Source organism: Actinoplanes sp. CA-131856 (assembly GCF_050956135.1).
GTDB lineage: Bacteria > Actinomycetota > Actinomycetes > Mycobacteriales > Micromonosporaceae > Actinoplanes.
Genome location: NZ_CP191849.1, coordinates 9110959 through 9132183 on the forward strand (window position 1 = coordinate 9110959; position 21225 = coordinate 9132183).

General features: G+C 71.9%; 19 protein-coding genes. 11 read left to right on the plus strand and 8 right to left on the minus strand.

All coding sequences use genetic code 11. The annotated features are described in order from the left end of the window. Positions 1 to 409 precede the first annotated feature (409 nt). Positions 410 to 1192 (minus strand): class I SAM-dependent methyltransferase, encoded by a 783-nt coding sequence (locus tag ACQP2X_RS41655; protein WP_498691364.1) that lies wholly within the window; start codon positions 1190 to 1192, stop codon positions 410 to 412. Positions 1193 to 1272: 80 nt separating this feature from the next. Here ACQP2X_RS41655 and ACQP2X_RS41660 point away from each other — a divergent pair, with 80 nt between their 5' ends. Both ACQP2X_RS41660 and ACQP2X_RS41665 read left to right on the plus strand, forming a co-directional pair. Further along, the gene (locus tag ACQP2X_RS41660; protein ID WP_498691365.1) at positions 1273 to 2094 is read left to right on the plus strand and encodes a MerR family transcriptional regulator; all 822 of its coding nucleotides are present in this window, start codon (positions 1273 to 1275) and stop codon (positions 2092 to 2094) included. Further along, positions 2095 to 2679 (plus strand): TetR/AcrR family transcriptional regulator, encoded by a 585-nt coding sequence (locus tag ACQP2X_RS41665; RefSeq protein WP_498691367.1) that lies wholly within the window; start codon positions 2095 to 2097, stop codon positions 2677 to 2679. On the opposite strand, the gene ACQP2X_RS41670 is transcribed toward ACQP2X_RS41665, so the two are convergent. The 3 genes from ACQP2X_RS41670 to ACQP2X_RS41680 all read right to left on the minus strand — a co-directional run bounded on the left by ACQP2X_RS41670 (position 2680) and on the right by ACQP2X_RS41680 (position 6299). Beyond that, on the minus strand, positions 2680 to 3210 hold the full coding sequence (locus ACQP2X_RS41670) for a GrpB family protein (protein WP_498691369.1): 531 nt from the start codon (positions 3208 to 3210) through the stop codon (positions 2680 to 2682). It lies immediately after the preceding gene. 9 nt (positions 3211 to 3219) lie between these two features. Then, positions 3220 to 4008 (minus strand): dethiobiotin synthase, encoded by a 789-nt coding sequence (gene bioD / locus ACQP2X_RS41675; protein ID WP_498701187.1) that lies wholly within the window; start codon positions 4006 to 4008, stop codon positions 3220 to 3222. A 1163-nt stretch (positions 4009 to 5171) separates the two neighbouring features. Then, positions 5172 to 6299 carry an 8-amino-7-oxononanoate synthase gene (locus ACQP2X_RS41680; RefSeq protein WP_498691371.1) on the minus strand — a complete coding sequence of 376 codons (1128 nt, stop codon included), beginning with the start codon at positions 6297 to 6299 and terminating at the stop codon, positions 5172 to 5174. Between the two features lie 84 nt (positions 6300 to 6383). Between ACQP2X_RS41680 and bioB the strand changes: the two genes are divergently transcribed. Further along, positions 6384 to 7379, plus strand: a complete 996-nt coding sequence (gene bioB, locus ACQP2X_RS41685; RefSeq protein ID WP_498691374.1) for a biotin synthase BioB — start codon at positions 6384 to 6386, stop codon at positions 7377 to 7379. Further along, positions 7379 to 7555, plus strand: coding sequence for a biotin synthase auxiliary protein BsaP (bsaP, locus tag ACQP2X_RS41690; protein WP_498691376.1), 177 nt, complete (start codon positions 7379 to 7381; stop codon positions 7553 to 7555). Before bioB ends, bsaP begins: the two co-directional genes overlap by 1 nt. On the opposite strand, the gene ACQP2X_RS41695 is transcribed toward bsaP, so the two are convergent. The 3 genes from ACQP2X_RS41695 to ACQP2X_RS41705 form a co-directional block, all read right to left on the minus strand. Then, a complete protein-coding gene (locus tag ACQP2X_RS41695) occupies positions 7552 to 8598 on the minus strand; it encodes a GNAT family N-acetyltransferase (RefSeq protein ID WP_498691377.1) in 1047 nt (348 codons plus the stop codon). The two genes, bsaP and ACQP2X_RS41695, sit on opposite strands and share 4 nt — an antisense overlap. Positions 8599 to 8703: 105 nt before the next feature. After that, positions 8704 to 9399, minus strand: coding sequence for an ACT domain-containing protein (locus ACQP2X_RS41700; RefSeq protein ID WP_498691380.1), 696 nt, complete (start codon positions 9397 to 9399; stop codon positions 8704 to 8706). A gap of 243 nt (positions 9400 to 9642) precedes the next feature. Then, positions 9643 to 10359, minus strand: coding sequence for an SDR family oxidoreductase (locus ACQP2X_RS41705; protein ID WP_498691382.1), 717 nt, complete (start codon positions 10357 to 10359; stop codon positions 9643 to 9645). Between the two features lie 141 nt (positions 10360 to 10500). Here ACQP2X_RS41705 and ACQP2X_RS41710 point away from each other — a divergent pair, with 141 nt between their 5' ends. Genes ACQP2X_RS41710 through ACQP2X_RS41735 form a run of 6 tightly spaced genes read left to right on the plus strand, consistent with a single transcriptional unit; the run spans position 10501 to position 18128 of the window. Continuing rightward, a complete protein-coding gene (locus tag ACQP2X_RS41710; protein WP_498691383.1) occupies positions 10501 to 12249 on the plus strand; it encodes an ATP-binding protein in 1749 nt (582 codons plus the stop codon). Positions 12250 to 12258: 9 nt separating this feature from the next. Continuing rightward, positions 12259 to 13410 carry an exonuclease SbcCD subunit D gene (locus ACQP2X_RS41715; RefSeq protein ID WP_498691385.1) on the plus strand — a complete coding sequence of 384 codons (1152 nt, stop codon included), beginning with the start codon at positions 12259 to 12261 and terminating at the stop codon, positions 13408 to 13410. 17 nt (positions 13411 to 13427) lie between these two features. After that, positions 13428 to 16019, plus strand: a complete 2592-nt coding sequence (locus tag ACQP2X_RS41720; RefSeq protein WP_498701189.1) for an AAA family ATPase — start codon at positions 13428 to 13430, stop codon at positions 16017 to 16019. Beyond that, positions 16016 to 16987, plus strand: a complete 972-nt coding sequence (locus ACQP2X_RS41725) for a hypothetical protein (RefSeq protein WP_498691386.1) — start codon at positions 16016 to 16018, stop codon at positions 16985 to 16987. Before ACQP2X_RS41720 ends, ACQP2X_RS41725 begins: the two co-directional genes overlap by 4 nt. A gap of 33 nt (positions 16988 to 17020) precedes the next feature. Continuing rightward, complete coding sequence (locus ACQP2X_RS41730; RefSeq protein WP_498691387.1) at positions 17021 to 17710, plus strand: SprT-like domain-containing protein; 690 nt, start codon at positions 17021 to 17023, stop codon at positions 17708 to 17710. A gap of 28 nt (positions 17711 to 17738) precedes the next feature. Next, on the plus strand, positions 17739 to 18128 hold the full coding sequence (locus tag ACQP2X_RS41735; RefSeq protein WP_498691389.1) for a DUF1707 SHOCT-like domain-containing protein: 390 nt from the start codon (positions 17739 to 17741) through the stop codon (positions 18126 to 18128). Here ACQP2X_RS41735 and ACQP2X_RS41740 read toward each other — a convergent pair. Next, positions 18069 to 19247, minus strand: coding sequence for a pentapeptide repeat-containing protein (locus ACQP2X_RS41740; RefSeq protein WP_498691392.1), 1179 nt, complete (start codon positions 19245 to 19247; stop codon positions 18069 to 18071). The two genes, ACQP2X_RS41735 and ACQP2X_RS41740, sit on opposite strands and share 60 nt — an antisense overlap. A gap of 99 nt (positions 19248 to 19346) precedes the next feature. On the opposite strand from ACQP2X_RS41740, the gene ACQP2X_RS41745 reads away from it, so the two are divergent. Beyond that, entirely contained in the window at positions 19347 to 20954 is a 1608-nt protein-coding gene (locus ACQP2X_RS41745) for an ATP-binding protein (RefSeq protein ID WP_498691393.1), read from the plus strand. Positions 20955 to 21225 lie beyond the last annotated feature (271 nt).

A 21225-nucleotide genomic window follows, 5' to 3' on the forward strand; every position in this document is an offset into this window, starting at 1 on the left:
AATTTTTCGGGAGCGGTCTCAAACGGTCCTCCGGTCTCGCGAGACTCCTGCCGGGAGTCACGAGGCGCGTGGGCAGACGATCAAAATTCATCGATCTGCGCCGATATGACGGCCAGGGCAGCCGAATAATACTCAGCCACACGCGTCCCATGAAACGTCGTTCTGAGCTGCCGCGACGTACTACCGGTGCGGCATTACCGCTAAGTAGTTCCACGCTTCCGCAGCGTTCCCGTCCCAGCACTTGGGAGCGCTCCCAATGGCGTACGGAAGGGGCAACTGAGCCGTTCAGGTGATGTCTCGGCCCGTTCAGGCGATCTCCGCCGGATGCGTCCCGCTTGGCGCCTTTCGCCCGTTCTGACGGCCACTCCCAATTCTTGAGATCTTCATGATGTACGACTCCACGGGAACCTCATCTCGCGCGTGTCGCCGTCACCGCCATGGTTGCGAAGCTCATCGTGAAGGACCCGCCGAGCGCGTCGATCGCCTCGCCGGTCGCGGCCAGCAGCGCGGCCAGTTGATCCGGGGGCAGCGTCGTGTGCGCGCCCTGGGTGGGCAGCTGATCGAGCCACTCGTCGCGGCCGTAGACGTGCTCCCAGTCCCACCGCCACCGCTCCGCCTCGCCGAAGACGCCCGCCTCCCGCATGCCGGCCTCGGCCGTGTCGAGCATGGCCGAGTACATCTGCGCCGCCGACGCCGTGGACCCGTACGCCCGGGCCATCATGCTGTCCGGCATCAGCCGCTGGTAGACCTGCTTGAACACCGCGGCCGCCTCGGGCGAGGGCTGGCCGGCGTTCCAGAACAGAGCCAGCCGGCCACCGGCCCTCAGCACCTCACCGGCCTTGACCGCGCCCGCGACCGGGTCGACCCAGTGCCACGTCTGCCCGGCCACCACCGCGTCGAAGACGCGCCCGCGAGGCTCCCACCGCTCGACGGTCGCCACCTCGACCTCGAAGCCGTCGGCCCGGCTGAACTCGGCCATCCGCGGATCGGGCTCGACGCCGAGCACCCGGCACCCCCGCTCCCGCAGCGCGCGGGCCACGATCCCCGTGCCGATGCCGACGTCGAGCACCTCCGGCGCCACGAGCCGCTCGATCAGCGCTTCGGGATAGCGGGGGCGCGTCCGGTCGTACCGCCGCGGGTCTGTCCCGAAGGACTCCGCGATCCGCCGCTCACGATGAGGCTGAATGGGCATGCGCCCACTCTAGTGGGCAAGCGCCCACTTGGATAGCCTCTTGACTCTCACACCGTGTCAGGCGATCGACTCGGAGCATCATGTTCACCATCGGAGACTTCGCCCGGCACGGCCGTGTCTCGGTCCGCATGCTGCGCCACTACGACAGCATCGGCCTGCTGCGCCCGGCCCACGTCGACCCGGCCACCGGATATCGCCGCTACACCGGCGGCCAGCTGGCCCTGCTCAACCGCGTCGTCGCGCTCAAGGAGCTGGGCTTCACGCTCCAGCAGGTGCGCGAGATCATCGACGAGGCCGTCACCACCGAGCAGCTGCGCGGCATGCTGCGCCTGCGGCACGCCGAGCTGGCCGGCACCGTGGCGGCCGCGACGGCCCGGCTGACCCAGGTCGAGGCGAGGCTCCGAGCCATCGAGAGCGAGGGCCACATGCCCACCGACGAGGTCGTCCTCAAGTCCGTGCCCACCGTCCGCGTCGCCGAGCTGGCCGCGACCGCCGCCGGCTTCGAACCCGGCCTGATCGGTCCCGTCATCGCCCCGCTCTACGAGGAGCTGTTCCGCCGGCTGGCCACCGCCGGCATCGCACCCACCGGCCCCGGCATCGCGTACTACACGCCCGAGGCCGACGGCCGCGTCACCGTCCACGCCGCCGTGCAGGTGTCGGCTCCCCCACGCGACGGCGAGCTGCTCGTGCACGACCTGCCCGGCCTGGACCGCGCCGCGACGATCGTCCACCGCGGCTCCATGGACGCGATCCTGCCCACCGCGCAGACCCTCGCACGCTGGATCGACGACAACGGCCACGCCTCGGCCGGATATCCCCGCGAGGTCAGCCTGGAGTGCCCGCCCGAGCTCGACCAGTGGGTGACCGAGCTCCAGGAACCCCTCGCCAGGCAAGATGATTAGATGCCGACCGGTGTGGCCCTGCGTGACGTACGACAGCAGCTCTTCGACGCCGCCGAACGGGTGCTGCGCCGCGACGGCGCCGGCGGCCTGACCAGCCGGGCCGTCACCGCCGAGGCCGGCGTGGCCAAGGGCGTGCTGCACCGGCACTTCACCGACTTCGACGACTTCCTGGCCGCGCTGGTCGAGGACCGCATCGCCCGTCTGGCCCACGAGTCGGACGCGCTGCGCGCCTCGGCCGGCACGGCCACCGTCGTCGCCAACCTGGCCGGCGCGCTGACCGCGGTCTTCGGCTCGATCGCCCTGAACGTCGTCGCCCTGATCATCGCCCGCGACGAGCTGCGGGCCCGGCTGCGCCGCGACCGCCCCACCGGCATCCCGCTGCTGACCGAGGCGGCCACCATGCTCGCGTCCTATCTGAAGGCCGAACAGGACCGGGGCCGTCTCTCCCCACGGGCGGACGCCGACACGCTGGCCCTGACCCTGATCGGCACCGGCCACCTGGTCTTCGCCGGCCACGACGACACCCCACCCGATCCGGCCGAGGTCGAGAAACTGGTCACCTCGGTCCTGGCCGGCGCGGCCTGATCAGCCTTCCCAGACGTCGACCCGGGGCAGCCCCCGCGCGGCCCGGGCGTCATCGACCATGCGCTGGATCAAGGCGGTCTTGGCCCGGGTGTACGCCTCGGCGTCATGCCCGGCCTCGGCGAGCTTCCGCTTGAGCTGCCCATAGGCGACCCGGTCCTCCGCGTGCTCACGAAGGTGGTCGCGCAGCAGCCGCTCGTTGCGCGTGGCCCACGAGTCCACGGTCACCACATGCAGGTGGACGACGAGCTCGCCGTCGCGCACCCGCCGGTAGAACAGCCGCTCCGGCATGCCGACGTCGACCCGCCGGTAGCCGAGGCCCTCGACCGCGCTCTCCCGCTCCTCCACCACATCGAGCTCGTCGACGGCCACCATCACGTCGATCACCGGCTTGGCCGCCATGCCCGGCACCGACGTGCTGCCCATGTGCTCGGCCGACCTGATCACCCCGGGCAGAGCCGTCTCCAGATCGGCGATGACGGCGACCGCCAGCCGGGGCCACTCCGGGTCGTACTCACGAATCTCGATCCCCATAGCGCGACCCTAATGGTGCCCGTCGCCGGTCTCCTCGGCCCAGACGCGCCAGTTGTCGAGAACGCCGTACAGCGACGGGGTGAGCCAGCCCGGCGCGGAACGGCGGAAGACGCCCGGATCCATCCGCCCGGCATCGGAGGGAAGAGCGCCGAGCAGATGCGGGACCATCTCGCTCAGGTTGGCCCAGTGGACCAGGTCGGGATGGGACGGCCAGGCGCCGATGACCACGCCGGCCGGGATGCCCCGCCGGTTGAGGGCCTCCAGGGTCAGGGCGGTGTGGTTGAGGGTGCCCAGCCCGGCCCGGGCCACGACGATGGTGCTGACGCCGAGGGCGGTGGCCAGGTCGGCAAAGGTCCACGACTCGCCGGAGGGCCGCACGCCCATCGGCACGAGCAGACCGCCGGCCCCTTCGACCAGCACGAGATCGTGTTTGCCGGCTTCGGCCCGGATGGCGTCGACCACTTCGTAGAGTTCGAGCGGCGGCATGGAGGCCACCGTGGCGGCGGCCAGCGGAGCCATGGGCTCGGGATATTCGGCGAGCGTACGGGCGGTGTCCGGCCCGGCCAGCCGGCTGATCACCTCGATGTCGGTGGGCGCGCCGGTGACGATCCCGGTTTGCCCCGGCTTGATCACGGCAACTCGAAGCCCCGACGCTTGGGCAGCGGCCGCCACAGCCGCGGTGACAATGGTCTTGCCGACGTCAGTGTCGGTGCCGGTGACCAGCACGACCCCACGCCACTCCCCCGAGGCCGCACGCCGGGGCGCCGCTTGGGCAGCGGGCGGAGCCTGAGCGGACAGCTCGGCCGCGATCTCGGCCCCGAGCGCTTCACCGCTGGGCAGCTCATCAGCATCGAGAGCGGGCCCCACCGGCGCCGGCGAAACGGGAACGCTTTCAGGCAGCGGTTCCCCGATCGGCGCCGGCTCAGCGGGCGCCGTGCCGACCGGTTCCGCAGCTCCGCCCAGTTCCGCAGCGCCGCCCTTTTCCGCAGCTCCGCCCGGTTCAGCAGCGCCGCCCAGTTCAGCAGCGCCGCCCAGTTCAGCAGCGCCGCCCGGCTCCGCAGCTCCGCCCAGCTCCGCAGCGGGGCGACCGGACACCTCGGCGGAGAACGTCCCGCCCGGACCAGCCTGAGCGCGACCTGAATCGGGTCGACCGACCTCGGGACGACTGCCCTCGGGGCGACCAGCCTGAGCGCGACCAGACTCGGGGCGACCGAACTCGGCTCGTTCTCCTTGATGCGGCGCGAAGTCCGAGGGGCCGGCGAGCGACGAGACGGCAGGTGCCACTACTGCCGAGAGCCCGCGCCCTCCAATTCCAGAGGACCGCTTCACCCCGGGCGACATTTCACTCAAAGAGCGGACATTGCCGACGGCTACCGCATCCGCAGAGGAGGCTCCCGGCAGCGCAGCCTCCGGCTCGGCCAAGGAGGAAGGCAGGGCAGCGTCCGATTCGGCCGAAGAGGAAGGCAAGGCAGCGTCCGACTCGCCCGAAGAGGAAGGCAGGGCAACGTCAGGCTCGCTTGGCGAGGGCAGCACGACGGCATCCCCCTCGGCCGACGACGAAGACACGACGGCGTCCGGCCCCGCAGACGACGGAGGCACGGCAGCGTTCGAATCGGCCGGCGAGGGCGCGGCGGCACTCGACTCGGCCGACGAGGAAGGAGCCGACGACGAAGAGACAGTGGCATCCCGCTCGCCCGGCGAAGGAAGCGCGGCGGCGTTCGGCTCCGTCGAGGGCGACGGGGCGGGCCTGCTCACCGTCGTGGCGGTGGCCATGGCCGGCGTCTCGTCCGGCGTGCGGGCCGTGGGGACCGTCGGTGAGACTCGGCCCGGCAACGGGGGGAACGTGAAGCCCTTGGTGCCGGGGTGGCCGGTCAGGATCACGTTCGCTGTGGGGAGGCGGGTCACCACCTCGGTCACGTCCGGGCAGGACGGGCCGGTGGGCAGGGGGCGGGGCTTGCTGGTCACGGGGCGCACTCCACGATCACGTCCAGGGCGCGGGCGAAGTCGGAGCCGGAAACGCCCGCGTTGAGGGTCAGGCGCAGGCGCGACGTGCCGTCGGGGGTGGACGGCGGGCGGAAGCAGCCTACGGCGACGCCACGGTCACGGCAGTCGGCGGCCCACGCCAAGGCCGCTTCGGGGCCTGGAGCCACAACGGACAGTACGCCCGCGGCCGGCGCCACCACGTCGAACCCGGCCTCTCGCAGGCGCCCGACCGCCTGAGCGGCCCGGGTCGCCACGAGCGCGCGGCGGTCGTCGGCCGCCCTCGCGATCCGCAGGGCCTCCTCGACCCCGGCCGCCACCGCCGGGGGCAGCGCCGTGTCGTAGATGAAGGTGCGGCCCGTGTCGACCAGATGCCTGATGAACTGTGCCGGACCGGCCACGACCCCGCCCGCTCCGCCCAGGGACTTGGAGAGGGTCGCCGTGACCACGACGTCGGGCCGCCCGGACAGACCCGCCGCCGCCACGCCGCCGGCGCCGCCCGGCCCGAGCAGCCCCAGCGCGTGCGCGTCGTCCACCAGCAGCAGCGCCCCGCGCGAGCTTGTCACCTCGTGGAGCTCGGCCAGTGGCGCGAGGTCACCGTCGACCGAGAACACCGATTCGGTGACCACGACAGCGTTCGACCCGGGGTGGGCGTCCAGGATGGCGGCCACTCCGGACGGTGAGTTGTGGGGTGCCACGACCGTCTCGGTGCCGGCCATGCGGCAGCCGTCGATCAGGGACGCGTGGTTGTAGGCGTCGGAGACGATCAGGGTGCCGAAAGCGGCCATGCTCCGCACGGCGGCGAGGTTGGCCAGGTAGCCGGACGAGAAGACCAGGGCGGCCGGGGTGCCCAACCAGTCGGCCAGGGTGGCCTCCAGGTCGGCGTGGGCCGGCGTCGACCCGCGGACGAGACGGGAGCCGGTGGCGCCCAGGCCGTACGTCGACAGGGCCCCGGTCGCGGCCGCCGTCACCCGGGGGTCGCCGGCCAGGCCCAGATAGTCGTTGCCGGCCAGATCGACGGCGGTCGCCCGGGGGCGCAACTGACGGGTGAGCCCCGCCTTGGCCCTGCTCGCGGCCAGGCGATCCAGCTCCTCCAACCAGCCCGACAAGACACCTCCAGCGATCACGAGAATGGGAAACTATCACCCGCCACTGACAGTCCTACCGGCCGTGAAGGTCTGTAGGGTACGGGCATGCCCGAGATCCTCGAGAAGGCCCGTGCCCAGGTACTCGCCGGCGGAGCCGGCCTCGGCGAGGCGCAGATTCTCGAGGTGCTGCGCCTCGGTGACGGCGACCTGCCCGAGCTTCTCCAGCTCGCTCACGACGTGCGTACGAAATGGTGTGGTCCCGAGGTCGAGGTCGAGGGCATCGTCTCGCTGAAGACCGGCGGCTGCCCGGAGGACTGCCACTTCTGCTCGCAGTCGGGGCTGTTCGCCTCGCCCGTGCGCTCGGTCTGGCTCGACATCCCGTCGCTGGTCGAGGCGGCCCGGCAGACCGCCGCCACCGGGGCCACCGAGTTCTGCATCGTCGCCGCCGTGCGCGGGCCCGACAAGCGCCTGATGGACCAGATGCGCGAGGGCGTCAAGGCGATCCGCGAGGCGGTCGACATCCAGGTCGCGGCCAGCCTCGGCATGCTCACCCGCGAGCAGGTCGATCAGCTGGTCGAGATGGGCGTGCACCGCTACAACCACAACCTCGAGACCTGCCGCTCCTTCTTCCCGAACGTGGTGACCACCCACTCCTGGGAGGAGCGCTGGAGCACCCTCACGATGGTGCGCGAGTCCGGCATGGAGGTCTGCTGCGGCGGCATCCTCGGTCTCGGCGAGTCGATCGAGCAGCGGGCCGAGTTCGCGGCCCAGCTGGCCGAGCTCGACCCGCACGAAGTGCCGATGAACTTCCTCAACCCCCGTCCGGGTACGCCTCTGGGCGATCAGCCGGTGGTCGAGGGCAAGGACGCGTTGCGCGCCATCGCCGCCTTCCGCCTGGCGATGCCCCGCACCATCCTGCGCTACGCGGGCGGCCGGGAGATCACCCTCGGCGACCTGGGCACGCGCGACGGCCTGCTCGGGGGCATCAACGCGGTGATCGTCGGCAACTACCTGACCACCCTGGGCCGCCCGGCCACCGAGGACCTCGCCCTGCTGGCCGACCTGAAGATGCCGGTCAAGGCCCTGTCGGCGACGCTCTGATGTTCTGCGACCGTTGCGGCGAGCCCGCCGCCCAGGGCGATCACGCCGCCTGCGAGCGGGCGCGGGCCCTGGAGCCGCCGCGTTACTGCGCCGAGTGCCGCCGCCGCATGAAGGTGCAGGTGGTGCCCACCGGCTGGACAGCCACCTGCGTCGAGCACGGCGCCCGCGTCTCCTAGGAGATCACCGGGGACTGCTCGCCCACCGGCTTCTCGACCGGGACGGCAAGGGTGACGCTGACCATCGCGCCGTCGCGCTCGGCCGGGCCGGCGCCCAGGCGGCGAAGCGTGCGGAGCATGGCGACGTTGTCGGCGGCGGCGTGGGCCACGACGGCCGCGATGTCGACGCGCTCGGCGTGGGCCAGCAGGCGGCGCAGCAGGGCCGTGCCGATGCCCCGGCGCTGCCACCCGTCCTCGATCAGGATCGCCACCTCGCCCAGGTCGCCCTCGGTGAGCAGGTTGGCCATCGCCACCACGCGGTCGCCCGCGAGGGCCAGCAGCGTGCGGCCGGCGCCGGACGGTTCGAGCAGGCGGCGCAGGCGGGCCCCGCTCGGGCCGCCCCCACCCAGGTAGCGGCGCTGGATCGTGGCCGCCGAGCTGCGCTCGTGCAGGCCGCGGACGCCGTCGAGGTCGTCGGCGGTGGCCAGCCGTACGGTCAGCTCGGCCCCGTCGGGCAGCAGCAGGGTGGCCTGTTCGCGGCGGCGGCGCAGCATCGCGCCGGACAGCTCGACCAGGGCCTGCGCCCTCGCGTATTCGGCCGGGGTGAAGGCCGGGGCCGCGCGCAGCACCTCGAGGGAGCCGCCGTCCGGGTCGGCCAGCCGCATCCGCTCGGCGTCGTGACCGGGGCCGCCGCTCAGCGGCTCGGGACGCCAGCGCACCTCGGTCGCGTCGAGCAGCGCGACCAGGGTCTCGCCCAGCGTGTCGGGCTCGTGCACCAGCCGGCCGGCCAGGGCCAGCGCCCGGGTCGGCTGGTCGGCCAGGCCCTGCGCCTCGGCCCGGGCCACGAAGGCGTTGCGGCCGCGGCCTTTGGCGATCGCGGTGAGCAGCTCGGTCTCGGTCATCGAGTCGGGCGCGTCGACCAGGAAGTCGTCGACCGCGCCGGCCTCGGTGGTGTGCACCTGCACGGCCAGAATGTTGACCGACCGCAGAGCAAGGCTCGCGGTCAGAACGGACAGGTAGCCCGGCCGGTCGTCGACCGTTGCCCGGATCCGCCACAGCGCCATGTCCGGCACTCCTCTCGGCGACTCACGTCAGCTGTACCAACGCCAATACTGCCCCGCAGGTGTTAACCGGACATTGCTTGAGCTGGGATTTGGGTGCGAGTCCCATCACATGGGGTTTGCCACCGCGGGAAGGCTCGGTGTGCTCAGCCGGTCACCCAGGATGACGGCGGCCGCGCGGACCAGCTGGGCCACCCGGTCGACCTCGGTCACGTGGAAGGCGGCGGCGGGCAGCTCGTCGTCGTCGGAGCGGGCCACCACGAGCACCAGGCCGTCGCGGCCGAACGGGGCCACCGCGTATTTGGTGTTGTCGGCGCCGGTGAGCGGGCGGGCCCGCAGCGGCGTGACTTCGGGGAGCTGCAGCGGGGAGGGAGCGCGCCAGCTCGCGTACGTCACGGCCGGAGCCCCCGTCCGGGAGGCCCAGTCCGACGGTACGACAGCGGCCGCGGCCCAGTCGGCGGCGAGCAGGCCCGGCACGGCGTCGACCAGAGTGGCCAGCCCGTCGGCCGGGTTGGCCGCGACCTGGGCCAGCAGCTCGGCGTCGTGCCCGCCGTTGACGGGGGCGCCGATCGCCTTCCAGACGCCGTCGACCTGCACGCCCGGGATGGCGGCGAGACCGGCCAGGAGGCGTTCCACACGGGAGGCGCCGGGCCAGACGACGGTGAAGTCGTCGACGGCGCGGCCGCCGAGTCGCTCGAGCACGACGACCTGGACGATGTCCGCGCCGGCGACGCCCAGCGTGCGCGCGACCTGGCCGAGGGCACCGGGACGGTCCGGCAGGGTGACTCGTACCCGCAGCAACATGCAACTCCTCCCGTCTTAGGGCGGCACAGCGATGCCGCCCCTTCGGAGTACATCGTGCCAACTCGGCATTTCGCACCGGTTGCGCGACCGTGTCCCGATCGTCAATAGCCCGGCGTATGGTCAGGACGTGATCTGCCCCGCGTGTCGCGAGAAGCAGCACGACAAGTGCCGCGGCGGTTCGTGGTGCGACTGCCAGCATCGCCCACCCGAGCCGACCCCGCCGGCCACCGGCACGCCGGGACCCTAGGCCTCGTTGCGCCGGAACGTGGTGTCCTCGGGGATCGGCAGGAAGAGCCCACCCTTGAATCCGGGCGTCAGCGCGTCGGCCACGAAGGCCCCGACATCGCGCCCGGTCAACCAGCCCGGCTCGATCTCTCCACCGTCCCAGTCCTCGGTGACGATCGGCGTGTAAACGTCCACTTCATGCAGCCGTACGGCCTTGCCCTCGGCCTCCGCGGAAAGCACCCGCATCATCATGGCCTGCGCCGCCCCGGTCACCGAGATCGGCCCCGACCCCGCCACCGCCAGCACCGACGCGATGCCCCCGAGCGACAGATAGACCGAGTCGGCCCGGTCGGCCAGCGCCGGCAGGAACGCCCGCGCCACCATGAAGTGGCTGGTCAAATTGTCCGAAATAATCCTCTGCCAGACGGCGGGGTCGAGCCCAGTGAGCGGCACCCCCTCCCACCACTCCCCCAGCGACGCCACCACCGCGTCGAGCGGCCCGAGCGCCGCGACGATCTCCTCCACCAGCCGCGACGAGTCCGTTAAATCCGAAATGTCGCCGACGTAGCCGTGCAGTCGATCCGACTGGATCTTCGCCTGCAGACGGGCGAGCCGGTCAGGGCGACGCGAGGGCACGGCAACCACAGCGCCCCGGGAGATCAATTCCTGCACGACGACGGTGCCGGCCCGGCCCGTGCCGCCCGCGACGACATGGACGCGCCCAGTGAGTGTCACCGCGCAACCGTATCGAAGATGGGCGCGCCTCCCTCGTACGAGCAAGATCTTGTGGATAACTCTGTGTATGAGCACCAGAAGTTGTGGACAACGCGTGCCAACCGACACCGCGTACGTCTTTTGTCGTACCCCTGGTGCACGATGATCGACGTGTCTGACGAAACTTCCCCCGTCGGGCGGGTTCTAGGTACAGCCGATGCCACCCCGCTGCAGTTCTGGACGGCCGTGACCCCCGGCAGCTATCTCCAGCTCGACGACGTCGTCGTCACCAAGCGCGAGCTGCCCGACCGCGAGCCGGTCACGATCGCCGGCGTGGTGACCCAGGTCCGCGCCCGCCACGAGGGCGCCCAGTTCGACTCCGACGTCTTCGCCATCGCCGACGGCACCCTGCCCGCGATGGTCCAGGAAGCGGCCGAGATCACCACGACCCGTGTCGACCCCGAGCTCTACGTGCCGCCCTCACCCGGCGCCGTCGTGCACCGGGCCGAGGGCGAGGCCCGCGACGCCGCGCTGCACTTCGACCGCATGGAGCGGCGCATCCCGATGGGCACCGGCCGCGACGGCGTCCCGGTCTTCCTCAACGCCGACTTCCTCGACGGCACCCGCGGCGCCCACGTGTCCATCTCCGGCATCTCCGGCGTGGCCACCAAGACCAGCTTCGCGACCTTCCTGCTCTACTCGGTCTTCCGCTCGGGCCAGCTGGGGGCCGACGGCGCCAACGCCCGGGCCCTGATCTTCAACGTCAAGGGCGAGGACCTGCTCTTCCTCGATCACCCCAACACCAAGCTCGACGAGAGCACCCGGGCCGCCTACAAGCTCCTCGAGCTGCCGGCCAACCCCTTCCCCGATGTACGCGTGTACGCGCCCCCACGAGCAGGCGACTCCTCCGGGGCACCCGACGTCAGCAGCCGCCTCACCGGCGTCGACGCGTTCTACTGGACGCTTGAGGAGTTCTGCTCGGCCCGCCTGTTGCCGTACGTCTTCGCCGACGCCGACGACGAGCGCCAGCAGTACACGATGGTCGTCCACTCGGTCACCGCCCACCTGCACCGCCACGCCGTGCCGGCCGAGGGCGGCATCAGCATCGACGGCCGGCGGATCGGGTCGTACGGCGACCTCGTCGACCACATCGTCGAGCAGCTCACCGACGACGACACCCGGTCGATCTGGGCCGGCAGCGCGGTGAACATGGGCACCGTCAACGCGTTCGCCCGCCGCCTGATCGGCAGCAAGCGCGACCTGTCCCGGTTGATCCGCGGCGACCTGGCCCAGCGCCGCCCGCACCAGATCAAGACCGCCGAGTCGGCCCAGGTCACCGTGGTCGACCTGCACAACCTGCCCGACCGCGCGCAGCGGTTCGTGGTCGGTGTGACGCTCAAGACCGAGTTCGAGGAGAAGGAGAAGTCGGGCACCGGCCGTCCGCTGCTGTTCGTCGTCCTCGACGAGCTGAACAAATACGCGCCGCGCGAGGGCACCTCGCCGATCAAGGAGGTGCTGCTCGACATCGCCGAGCGCGGCCGCTCGCTCGGTGTCATCCTGATCGGCGCTCAGCAGACGGCCAGCGAGGTCGAGCGGCGCATCGTGACCAACTCGGCCATCCGGGTGGTCGGCCGGCTCGACCCGGCCGAGGCGGCCCGCCCCGAGTACGGCTTCCTGCCGCCCGCCATGCGCCAGCGCGCCCTGCTGGCCCGCCCCGGCACGATGTTCGTCAACCAGCCCGACATCCCGGTCCCGCTCTGCGTGGAGTTCCCGTTCCCGGCCTGGGCCACCCGCAAGTCCGAGTCCGGGCCACCCCCCTCGTCCACCATGAAGTCGATCGTCCAGGGCGCCGACCCGTTCGCCGTCGTCGGCGGCCGCGGCGGTTCGCAAGACGACGACATCCCGTTCTAGGGTTCACCGATGCGCATCCTGCACACCTCCGACTGGCACGTCGGGAAGGTACTCAAGGGCCGTAACCGGCACGAGGAGCACATCCGCGTGCTGGCCCAGGTCGTCGAGATCGCCCGGGCCGAGCGGCCCGATCTGGTGATCATCGCGGGTGATCTCTACGACACCGCGGCCCCGACGGCCGACGCGACCCGGGTGGTCACGCGGGCCCTCTCGGCCCTGCGCAAGACCGGGGCGCGGGTGGTGGCGATCGGCGGCAACCACGACAACGGGGCCGCGCTCGACGCGCTGCGCCCGTGGGCCGACGCGGCCGGCATCGAGCTGCGCGGCTCGGTGCTGTCCAACCCCGAGGACCTGCTGATCACCGGCCAGACCGAGGAGGGCGAGCGCTGGCAGCTGGTCGCGCTGCCGTTCCTGTCGCAGCGCTACGCGATCCGCGCGGCGGAGATGTACGAATTGACGGCGGCCGAGGCCTCTCAGACGTACGCCGATCATCTCGGCCGTTTGATCGCCAAGCTCAGCGAGCGGTTCTCCGATCCTGGCGTGATCAACCTGCTGACCGCCCATCTGACGATCTTCGGGGCCACCACCGGTGGCGGTGAGCGCGAGGCGCACACGGTCATGGGCTACGCCGTGCCCGCGACCGTCTTCCCGCAGAACACCCACTACGTCGCGCTGGGCCACCTGCACCGCTCGCAGCAGGTCATCGCCCCGTGCCCGACCCGGTACAGCGGCAGCCCGCTGGCCATCGACTTCGGCGAGGAGGAGAACATCCCGTCGGTCGCCGTCGTCGAGGTCGGCGTCGACCGGGCGGCCCGGGTCCGTGACGTGCCGATCTCCTCGGCCATCGCCCTGCGCACCGTGCGGGGCACCCTCGAACAGCTGGCGACGGTGAACCTTCCGGACGCCTGGCTCCGTGTTCTGGTGCGCGAGAAGCCGCGGGTCGGTCTGCGCGAGGACGTGCAGGAGCTGCTGCCGAACGCTCTCGAGGTGCGCATCGACCCCGAGATGATGCCGGACCGGACGGGAGAGCGGATGGCGCAGCGGGCCGGCCGGTCGCCGCGTGAGCTCTTCGGCGACTACCTGGACAGCAAGGACAACGCCGAGGACGGCGTCCGCGAGCTGTTCGACGAGCTGTACGACGAGGTGAGCACGAACAAATGAGGCCCATACGGCTCGACATGGCTGGGTTCACGGTGTTCCGGGACGAGACCACCGTGGACTTCACCGACGCCGACTACTTCGCGCTGGTCGGGCCGACCGGCTCGGGCAAGTCGACGGTGCTCGACGCGATCACGTTCGCCCTCTACGGCACGGTCCCGCGCTGGGGCGGCGCGCGCGGCATCGTCAACGCGCTCTCCCCCTCGGCCACCGAGGCCCGCGTGCGCCTGGTCTTCGAGTCGGCCGGCGACCGCTACGTGGCGACCCGGGTGGTCCGGCGCGACGGCCGGGGCAACGTCAAGACCGCCGGGGCCGGCCTCCAGCTCATGCCGCCCGGCTTCGACGTCACCAAGCTCGACACCGGCATGGACCTCGACGACCTGGGCGAGGTGCTGGCCGGCACCCCGGCCGAGATGGACGAGGCCGTGCTGCACGCCGTCGGCCTGCCGTTCGAGCAGTTCACCAGCTGTGTCGTGCTGCCGCAGGGCCAGTTCGCCGACTTCCTGCACGCCAAGCCGGCCACCCGCCAGCAGATCCTGGTCAACCTGCTCGGCCTGCACGTCTACGAGGAGGTCCAGACCAAGGCGACCGGCCGCGCGCAGACGGCCGAGGGCAAGCTGGCCGTGGTCGATCAAAATCTGGCCGGCCTGGCCGACGCCACGGACGAGGCGGTCGACGAGGCACAGGCCCATCTCGTACGCATGCGCGAGCTCACCACAGCGGTCGAGCAGGCCGTGCCCGGGTTGCGCGACAAGCGGGCGGCCGAGGCGGCCGCCGCCGCGAAGCGGGACGAGCTCGACGCGGAACTGCGGCAGCTGGGCTCCGTGCGTACACCTGCCTCAAGCGTGGAAACCGCGGGCGTGACGGCCGCGGCGAGGGCGACCGCCGCCGAGGCCGCGGACGAGGTGCGCGCGGCCGAGGAAAAGGAAGAGAAGGTACGGGGTGAGCTGGCCGCGGCCGGCGACGCGGGCTCGCTGAGCCTGATGCTCGACCGGCACGCCGAGTTGCAGCGGCTGATCGGGCAGGAGGAGTGGTTCGCGGGCGAGGTGTCGGTGGCCGACGTCGAGCACAAGGACGCGGTGGCGGCGCTGGAGCTGGCGCACAGTGAGCACCTGGGCGCGGCCCAGTTGCTCGAACAGGCCCGCCTCGACTACACGGAGGCCCAGCGCACGGACCGGGCGGCCGCGCTGCGGGCGCATCTCGCGGTGGGCGACCACTGCCCGGTGTGTGAGCAGACGGTGACGACCGTCCCGGCTGTGCCCGAGGGGTCGGCGGTGCGGGCGGCCGAGGCCGCGGGCAAGGCCGCGCGGGCCGCCGCCGAGGCGGCCGAGCAGGCCTGGAAGCAGCGGGACGCGGTCGCACGCAAGCTGGAGAGCAACCTCGAACGCAAGCGCGCGCAGTACGAGCACCACCTGTCACGCCTGGCCGAGGCCCGCACGGCGGTGGCCGAGTCGCCCGGCGTCGAGGCCCTCCAGCGCCGGCTCGACGAGTTGGCCCGGCTCCAGAAACAGCTCGATCAGGCGGCTTCGTCCGTACGGACAACGCGCGTGGCCCATCGCAAGGCGCAGGCGGCCGTGGTCGCCGCCGAGGAACAGCAGCGCACGGCATGGCGCGAGTTCGACGTCGTCCGCGACGGCGTGGCCCGCTTCTCCCCACCCCCAGCCGACCGCGACGACCTGGCCGGCGCATGGTCGACCCTGGTCGCCTGGGCCGCCGACCTGGTGCTCGCACGGCGTGCGGCCCGCACCGAGGCCGACGAGGCCGTCGCCGCCGCCCATCGCGACACCCTCTCCACCATCTCCGACATTTCGGATTTGTTCGTGGCAGCGGGCGTGCCGGCGCCGTCGCGCCCGTCCACGGCGGGAGGGCCGGCGCCGTCGCGCTCGTCCGCCGCCGGCACGCCTTCCACGCGGCACCCCTCCCCCTCGGGCGGCTCTCACCCCTCCTCGGCGCACATTTCCGACTTTTCCTCTATTTCCGAAGCCGACCTCATCCGGGCGGCGGCGGTGGCGGCGGAGCGGGCCGAGGCGGCGTGGAAGCGGCTCGACGACCGGCGCGCTTCGGCAGCGGAGCTGACCGAGCAGCGCATGACCCTTCAGCGCGAGAGCCGGGTCGCCAAGGCGCTGGCCGGGCACCTGCGGGCCAACAACTTCGAGCGCTGGCTGCTCGAAGAGGCGCTCGACCTGCTCGTCGGCGGCGCCTCGCGGATCCTGCGCGAGCTGACCGGCGGGCAGTACGACCTGATCCACGACAAGGGCGAGTTCTTCGTCGTCGACCACCACGACGCCGGTCTGCGCCGCGGCGTGCGCACGCTGTCCGGCGGCGAGACGTTCCAGGCCTCGCTGGCCCTCGCGCTCGCCCTGTCGGAGCAGCTCGCGGGCATGTCGACCACCGCCGCCAGCCTCGAGTCGATCGTGCTCGACGAGGGGTTCGGCACGCTCGACGCGGCCACCCTCGACGTGGTCGCGGCGACGCTGGAAAATCTCGCCGCCCGCGGCGACCGCATGGTCGGTGTCGTCACCCACGTCACCGCGCTCGCCGAGCGGGTGCCGGTCCGGTTCGAGGTGCGCAAGGACGCGCGTACCGCCCATGTGGAGAGGGTTGGCCTTTGACCAGGATGTTCGTGGACGCGTGGGACCCGTCGTACGGCGCCTCCTATGAGGGCGCCGACGGTGGCGAGGGCCCGGCGTCGCCCAGCAGCGCCCAGGTCGACACCGACGTGGAGATCCCCGCCGCCGAGTGGGCTCCCATCGACGTGTCCCCCGCGGTGCGCCGACCCGATGTCGTCTTCCTGGTCGACGGCGTGCGCCGCAACGACGCCGGCTTGTGGACGGCCGAGGAGGACGGCACGTCGTACGCGGGCCTGGCCGCCTCCTACGCGGCCGGCGTGGTCCGCTGCGACCTCGCCCGGGGCCAGGCCGAGCTGGTCGGGGCCAAGGTCGGCCGGGGTCTGTTCACGGCCAGCCCGACCGCGTCGGACGTCCAGGCCGGCACGGTCCGCTACACCGTCCACCGCATCGAGGGCGCGGGCGAGGCCTCGAAACTGCCGTCGGCCGTGCAACCGTCGCTGACCGCCCTCGAGATCGACATCTCGTCGGAGGCCCGCGCGGTCGGCTCCGACGGCGCCGACCTGCTGGTCGTGGACGGCCCGCTGCGCAACCGCCGCCAGCTGCCCCGCACGATCGGTTACGTGAAGACGCAGCAGAAGCAGTACCTGCCGGGCGCCCTCACGCCGGTCGTGACCTCGCTGCGCCCCGGCCAGCGCACCCCCGTCTTCCACCTGGGCACGGTGTGGGGCGGCTGGTCCTGGTATCTCCGCCTGCCCGGCGGCTCGGGCGCACCCTGGTCCGGCATCGTCCGCGTGGAGTGCTCCCCCGACCTCACCGCCGAGGAGGCCATCGAGCTGGCCGACATCTCGGGCGCCACCCTGCCGCGCTTCGCCTCGGCCTCCTACAAGGATCCCCGGGCCCCGCAGAACCTCGTGCCCATCGCCGGCCTGGAACGCCGCCTGCGCACCATGCTCGGCGACGCCCGCTTCCTGCACCGCGCCTTGATCAAGGCCACCGCCCTGACCCGCTGACCCACCCCTCGCAAGTCGCACGGAGTATCGACATTGGACCTCCATCAGGCGCGTGACCTCGCCACCACCCTCATGGCCCGGCACAAGCTCACCGGCTGGCGACTGCTCTTCGACAACGCCAAGACCCGGGCCGGGGCCTGCCGCTCGGACCGCCGCGAGATCACCCTGTCCCGGCCGCTGATCAGCCTGTACTCGCCCGAGCAGGTCACCGACACCATGCTGCACGAGATCGCGCACGCCCTGGCCGGCTCCGGGCACGGGCACGACCGGGTGTGGCGCGCGACCGCCCGGCGCATCGGCTACACCGGCGGCCGCTGCCTGCCCGCCGACGCGCCCCAGGTCGACGGCGCCTGGGTCGGCACCTGCCCGGCCGGCCACCGCACGACCGCGCACCGCCGCCCCATCCGGGTCCGCTCGTGCCCGAAGTGCTCGCCCCGCTTCGATCTCGAAGCCCGCTACACCTGGACCCACCACGGCCGCCCGGCCGACATGGATCCCCGCTACATCGCCGAACTGGCCCGCCTGAGCGACCACCGCCCCGAGCCCACCCCGGCCCCGGTGGCCATCGGCGCCCGGGTCCGCCTGACCGGCGCCGGCAAGTACGCCGGCCTGACCGGCACCGTCGAGAAGCGGGGCCGCACCCGATACCAGGTGCGCACGAGGGCGGGCCTGCTCAGCGTCGCCTTCTCCGCGGCCCAGCCCCTGACCGCCGTCGATCGATGACCACGGAGAATCTGTCTACCCTGAGCGGGTGACGTCAGAGCCGGCACCCGACCTGCTGATCGGCACGCCCGAGCGCGACTCGGCCCGGGAGGCGCTGGAGGAGCATCTGGCCGAGAAGCGCCTCGACCCGCCGGAGTACGAACGCCGCGTCGAGGCCGCCCGGCAGGCCCGCACCCGCTCCGAGCTGTCGCGGATCTTCGCCGACCTCCCGCTGCCCCATCCGGAGCTGCCGCCCGCGTCGCCGAACCCCGACGATGACGACACCCCACCCCCGCTCTTCCTCTCCGGCTGTCTGACGCTCGCCCTGGGCGTTCCGGTCGCGGTGGTGCTGGGTTTCGCGTACGGCATGTGGTGGCTCCTAGCCGTCCCGGTCGTCCTCACGGTGGCCATGACCTACGTCGAGCACCTCCGCCACTGAACCGTCCGGCTCCAGGCACCACCCGGCCGGCCAGACGTCGTCACGGTCCTCGCGCGGCTCCGCGCCGGCCCCGCTGAAGGTCGGCGGACTGCCGAACGTCGCGTCGCCGAACCGGACGTCGCCGTAGAAGACCGCCCTGTCGAACGTGGCGGCTCCGTGGAACTCCGCCCCACCGAAACGGGCCTCTCCGGAGAAGGTCACCCCACTGAAGTCGGCCGTACCGAAGAACACGGCATCGTCGAACTGCGCCCGCCCGAGCTGCCCCTCCCGTGCGACCCAATCGATGAGGGTCGCCCCGGTGAGATCGAGGTCGAGGTGGGGCCAGAACCGTTCCCGCCGGTCCGGCCGGAAGAACCGGAGGATCTCCGGAATCGCCGGGCCGGGGCAGACGACATGGGTCGAGATGATCCACTGCGCGGTCAACCGGACCTGGAGCTCCAGCCTCGCCTCGCGGCCCTCATCGGGGAAGGCGTACGGCATGCGCAGATAGGCACACAGGACGTTCACGATGGTCTGCCGCTGCTCCACGTCGTTCTGGGCCGCCCTTTCGAGGGCGTAGAGACCTCCGAGACGTACGGCCGCCTCGGCCGAACCCAGCTGTTCGACCGCCTTGGTGTAGAGGTCGGTGAAGCGGCGCTCGGTCGCGTCCAGCTCGGTGTGGGCCTGGGCCAGCTCCAGGTGGCGCTGGCGGCGCAGCGCGAGCAGCAGCGCGGCCACGGCTCCGCCCGCGGCGAACAGCCCCAGCCCGTACTTGATGGCCTCGATCTGCAGTTTCGGCTCGTCACCGGCCACTTTCATCATCCACAGCAGGGCCAGCACGCCGATCGCGGCCACGCTCGCGGCCGCGATCCCCACGCCCGGATAGCTGAGCAGCCACGGCCAGCGCGGACCGGTGATGACCGCCCCGGCGCGGATCGCCCGGCGGACCGACCAGCGCTGGAGGAGCAGCGGCCCCACGATCAGGAGCACCGCCGGCACGGCGAACAGGACCAGCAGGAAATGCTGGTGGAGGGCCGGGCCCACCTCGTTCCAGGCCCAGGTCCAGGCTCGCAGGTCCAGAAGGACGCCGACCGTGAGCAGCCCGGCCGCGGTCCAGGGCCACGGAGCCAATTTGAACATGCGACAAGCATCGGATCACCGGCCCCACCAGCCGCTCTGATCAGGCGACGATCGCCCTTTCCGGGCACATGAGGGTGCGGCGGACGCGACACTGAGGGGATGGAGTCGCGTCCGCCCGACGAACCGGCGCCCGTCATGGAGATGGCGCCCGGCGGCATGTCGCGGGTGGCGGCGGACCGGCTGGCCGCGCTCACGGAGGCGGGAGCGCGGGCCGTCTGCGCGATGATCCACCTGGCCGAGGGCCGCAACCTGCGGCTGATCGGCGGGCACAACCTGCCGCCCGGCTTCGAGCCGTTGCAGGAGGTGCCGACGTCCTCCACCCTGGCCGGGCTGGTCCTGCGGACCGGCGTGCCCCTGGTGATCAGCGACGTGGCGGCCGACGACCGGGTCCCGGCCGAGGCGCCGGTGCGGGCCGTGGGCATTCGGGCGTACGCCGGATTCCCCGTCCGCGATCCGTCCGGAGCAACCGTCGGGGTCTGCGCGGTCATGGACTACCGGACGAGGCAGTGGCAGCCGGACGAGCTGACCGCGGTCGACAACGGCGCGCAGGCGTGCGCGGCGTTCGTGGGCGAGCAGCGCGCCCACGAGGCCGAACATCAGCAGCGCCTCTATCTGGACACGATGCTGGACAGCCTCGACACGGGTGTCGCCGCCTGCGACGCCGAAGGCCGCCTGGCGGTCGTGAACCGCTCCCTGCGGGAACGTCTAGCCCTGCCGGACGAGGTCACCGACCTGGACAAGTGGGCGGCGTGGCTGCCGATCACGACGCCGAACGGCGACCCGGTCGACCGGACCCAGATGCCCCTGCGCCGGGCGCTGCACGGCACCGAGGTGCGGGGAACCGAGTTCGCCCTGCGCACCCGCGACGGCCGCCGCCTGGTGCGGGTCAACGCCCACCCGATCACCAACCGGCAGGGCCGCCGCCTCGGCGCCGTGGCCGTCTTCCACGACATCACCGAGGCCCGCCACAACGAGCACCTGCAACAGATGCTGAGCCGCGCCAAGGACGAATATCTGAACCTCGTGGGCCACGAGCTGCGCACCCCGCTGACCATCATCCTGTCCTACCTGGACGTGCTGGCCGACGCCGAACCGGACGCCCCCGCCTCCGACCTCCACCCCATGATCGACGGAGCCCGCCGAGGCGGCGAAAGACTGCGCCGCCTGGTCGAGGCACTGCTGGACCTGTCGGCTCTGGACGCCGGCCGCACCCCCCTCGAACTAACCGACATCGACCTGGTCAGCGTCCTCACAGAGGCGGCAAGCGCGGTAGAAGACCAGGCCCGAGCCAAGAACATCACCATCACCCGAATGGCACCACCCAACCTGCCCCTGAGAGGCGACCCCAGCCGCCTGACCCAGTTGGTGACCGCCTTGCTGGACAACGCCATCACCTACACCCCGAACGGCGGAGCAGTGAGCATCGCGCTGACCGGAGCCGAAACAACCGCGACAGTCGACGTCACGGACACCGGCTTGGGCATCCCAGCCCACGAGCGCCCCCACGTCTTCGACCGCTTCTACCGAGGCGCGGTAGCCACCGAGATGGCCATCCCCGGCGCCGGCCTGGGCTTGCCCATCGCCAAGCTGATAGCCGACCGCCACCACGGCACCATCACGATCAGCCCACCGAACGGCCGCCCAGGCACAACAATGCACGTCGAACTCCCCCGCACCCCGCCCACCAACAACGGGCGTCCGGTGTAAAAGCAGGCAGCGCCGTGCAAGGTGCGTGTCCGGTAGCGGCGCCTTCTTGGTTCGCGAGTTTCAACGCCGCCATCGATTCGGCATTTGCGGCAATACCTATCGAGCAGTGCACTACGGCGGCTTCTTCGAGTCGCCCCCGAATGCTTTCACAACGGCTGGACAATGACCACGGCGAGTGCTATTAATCTGTTTTAGTTGTGCCCGGCGACCGTGGTCCGGCGGGGTTGGGCAGTGCCTGGTGTTGCGTGGGGCGCGGCAGAGCGTGCGGTCG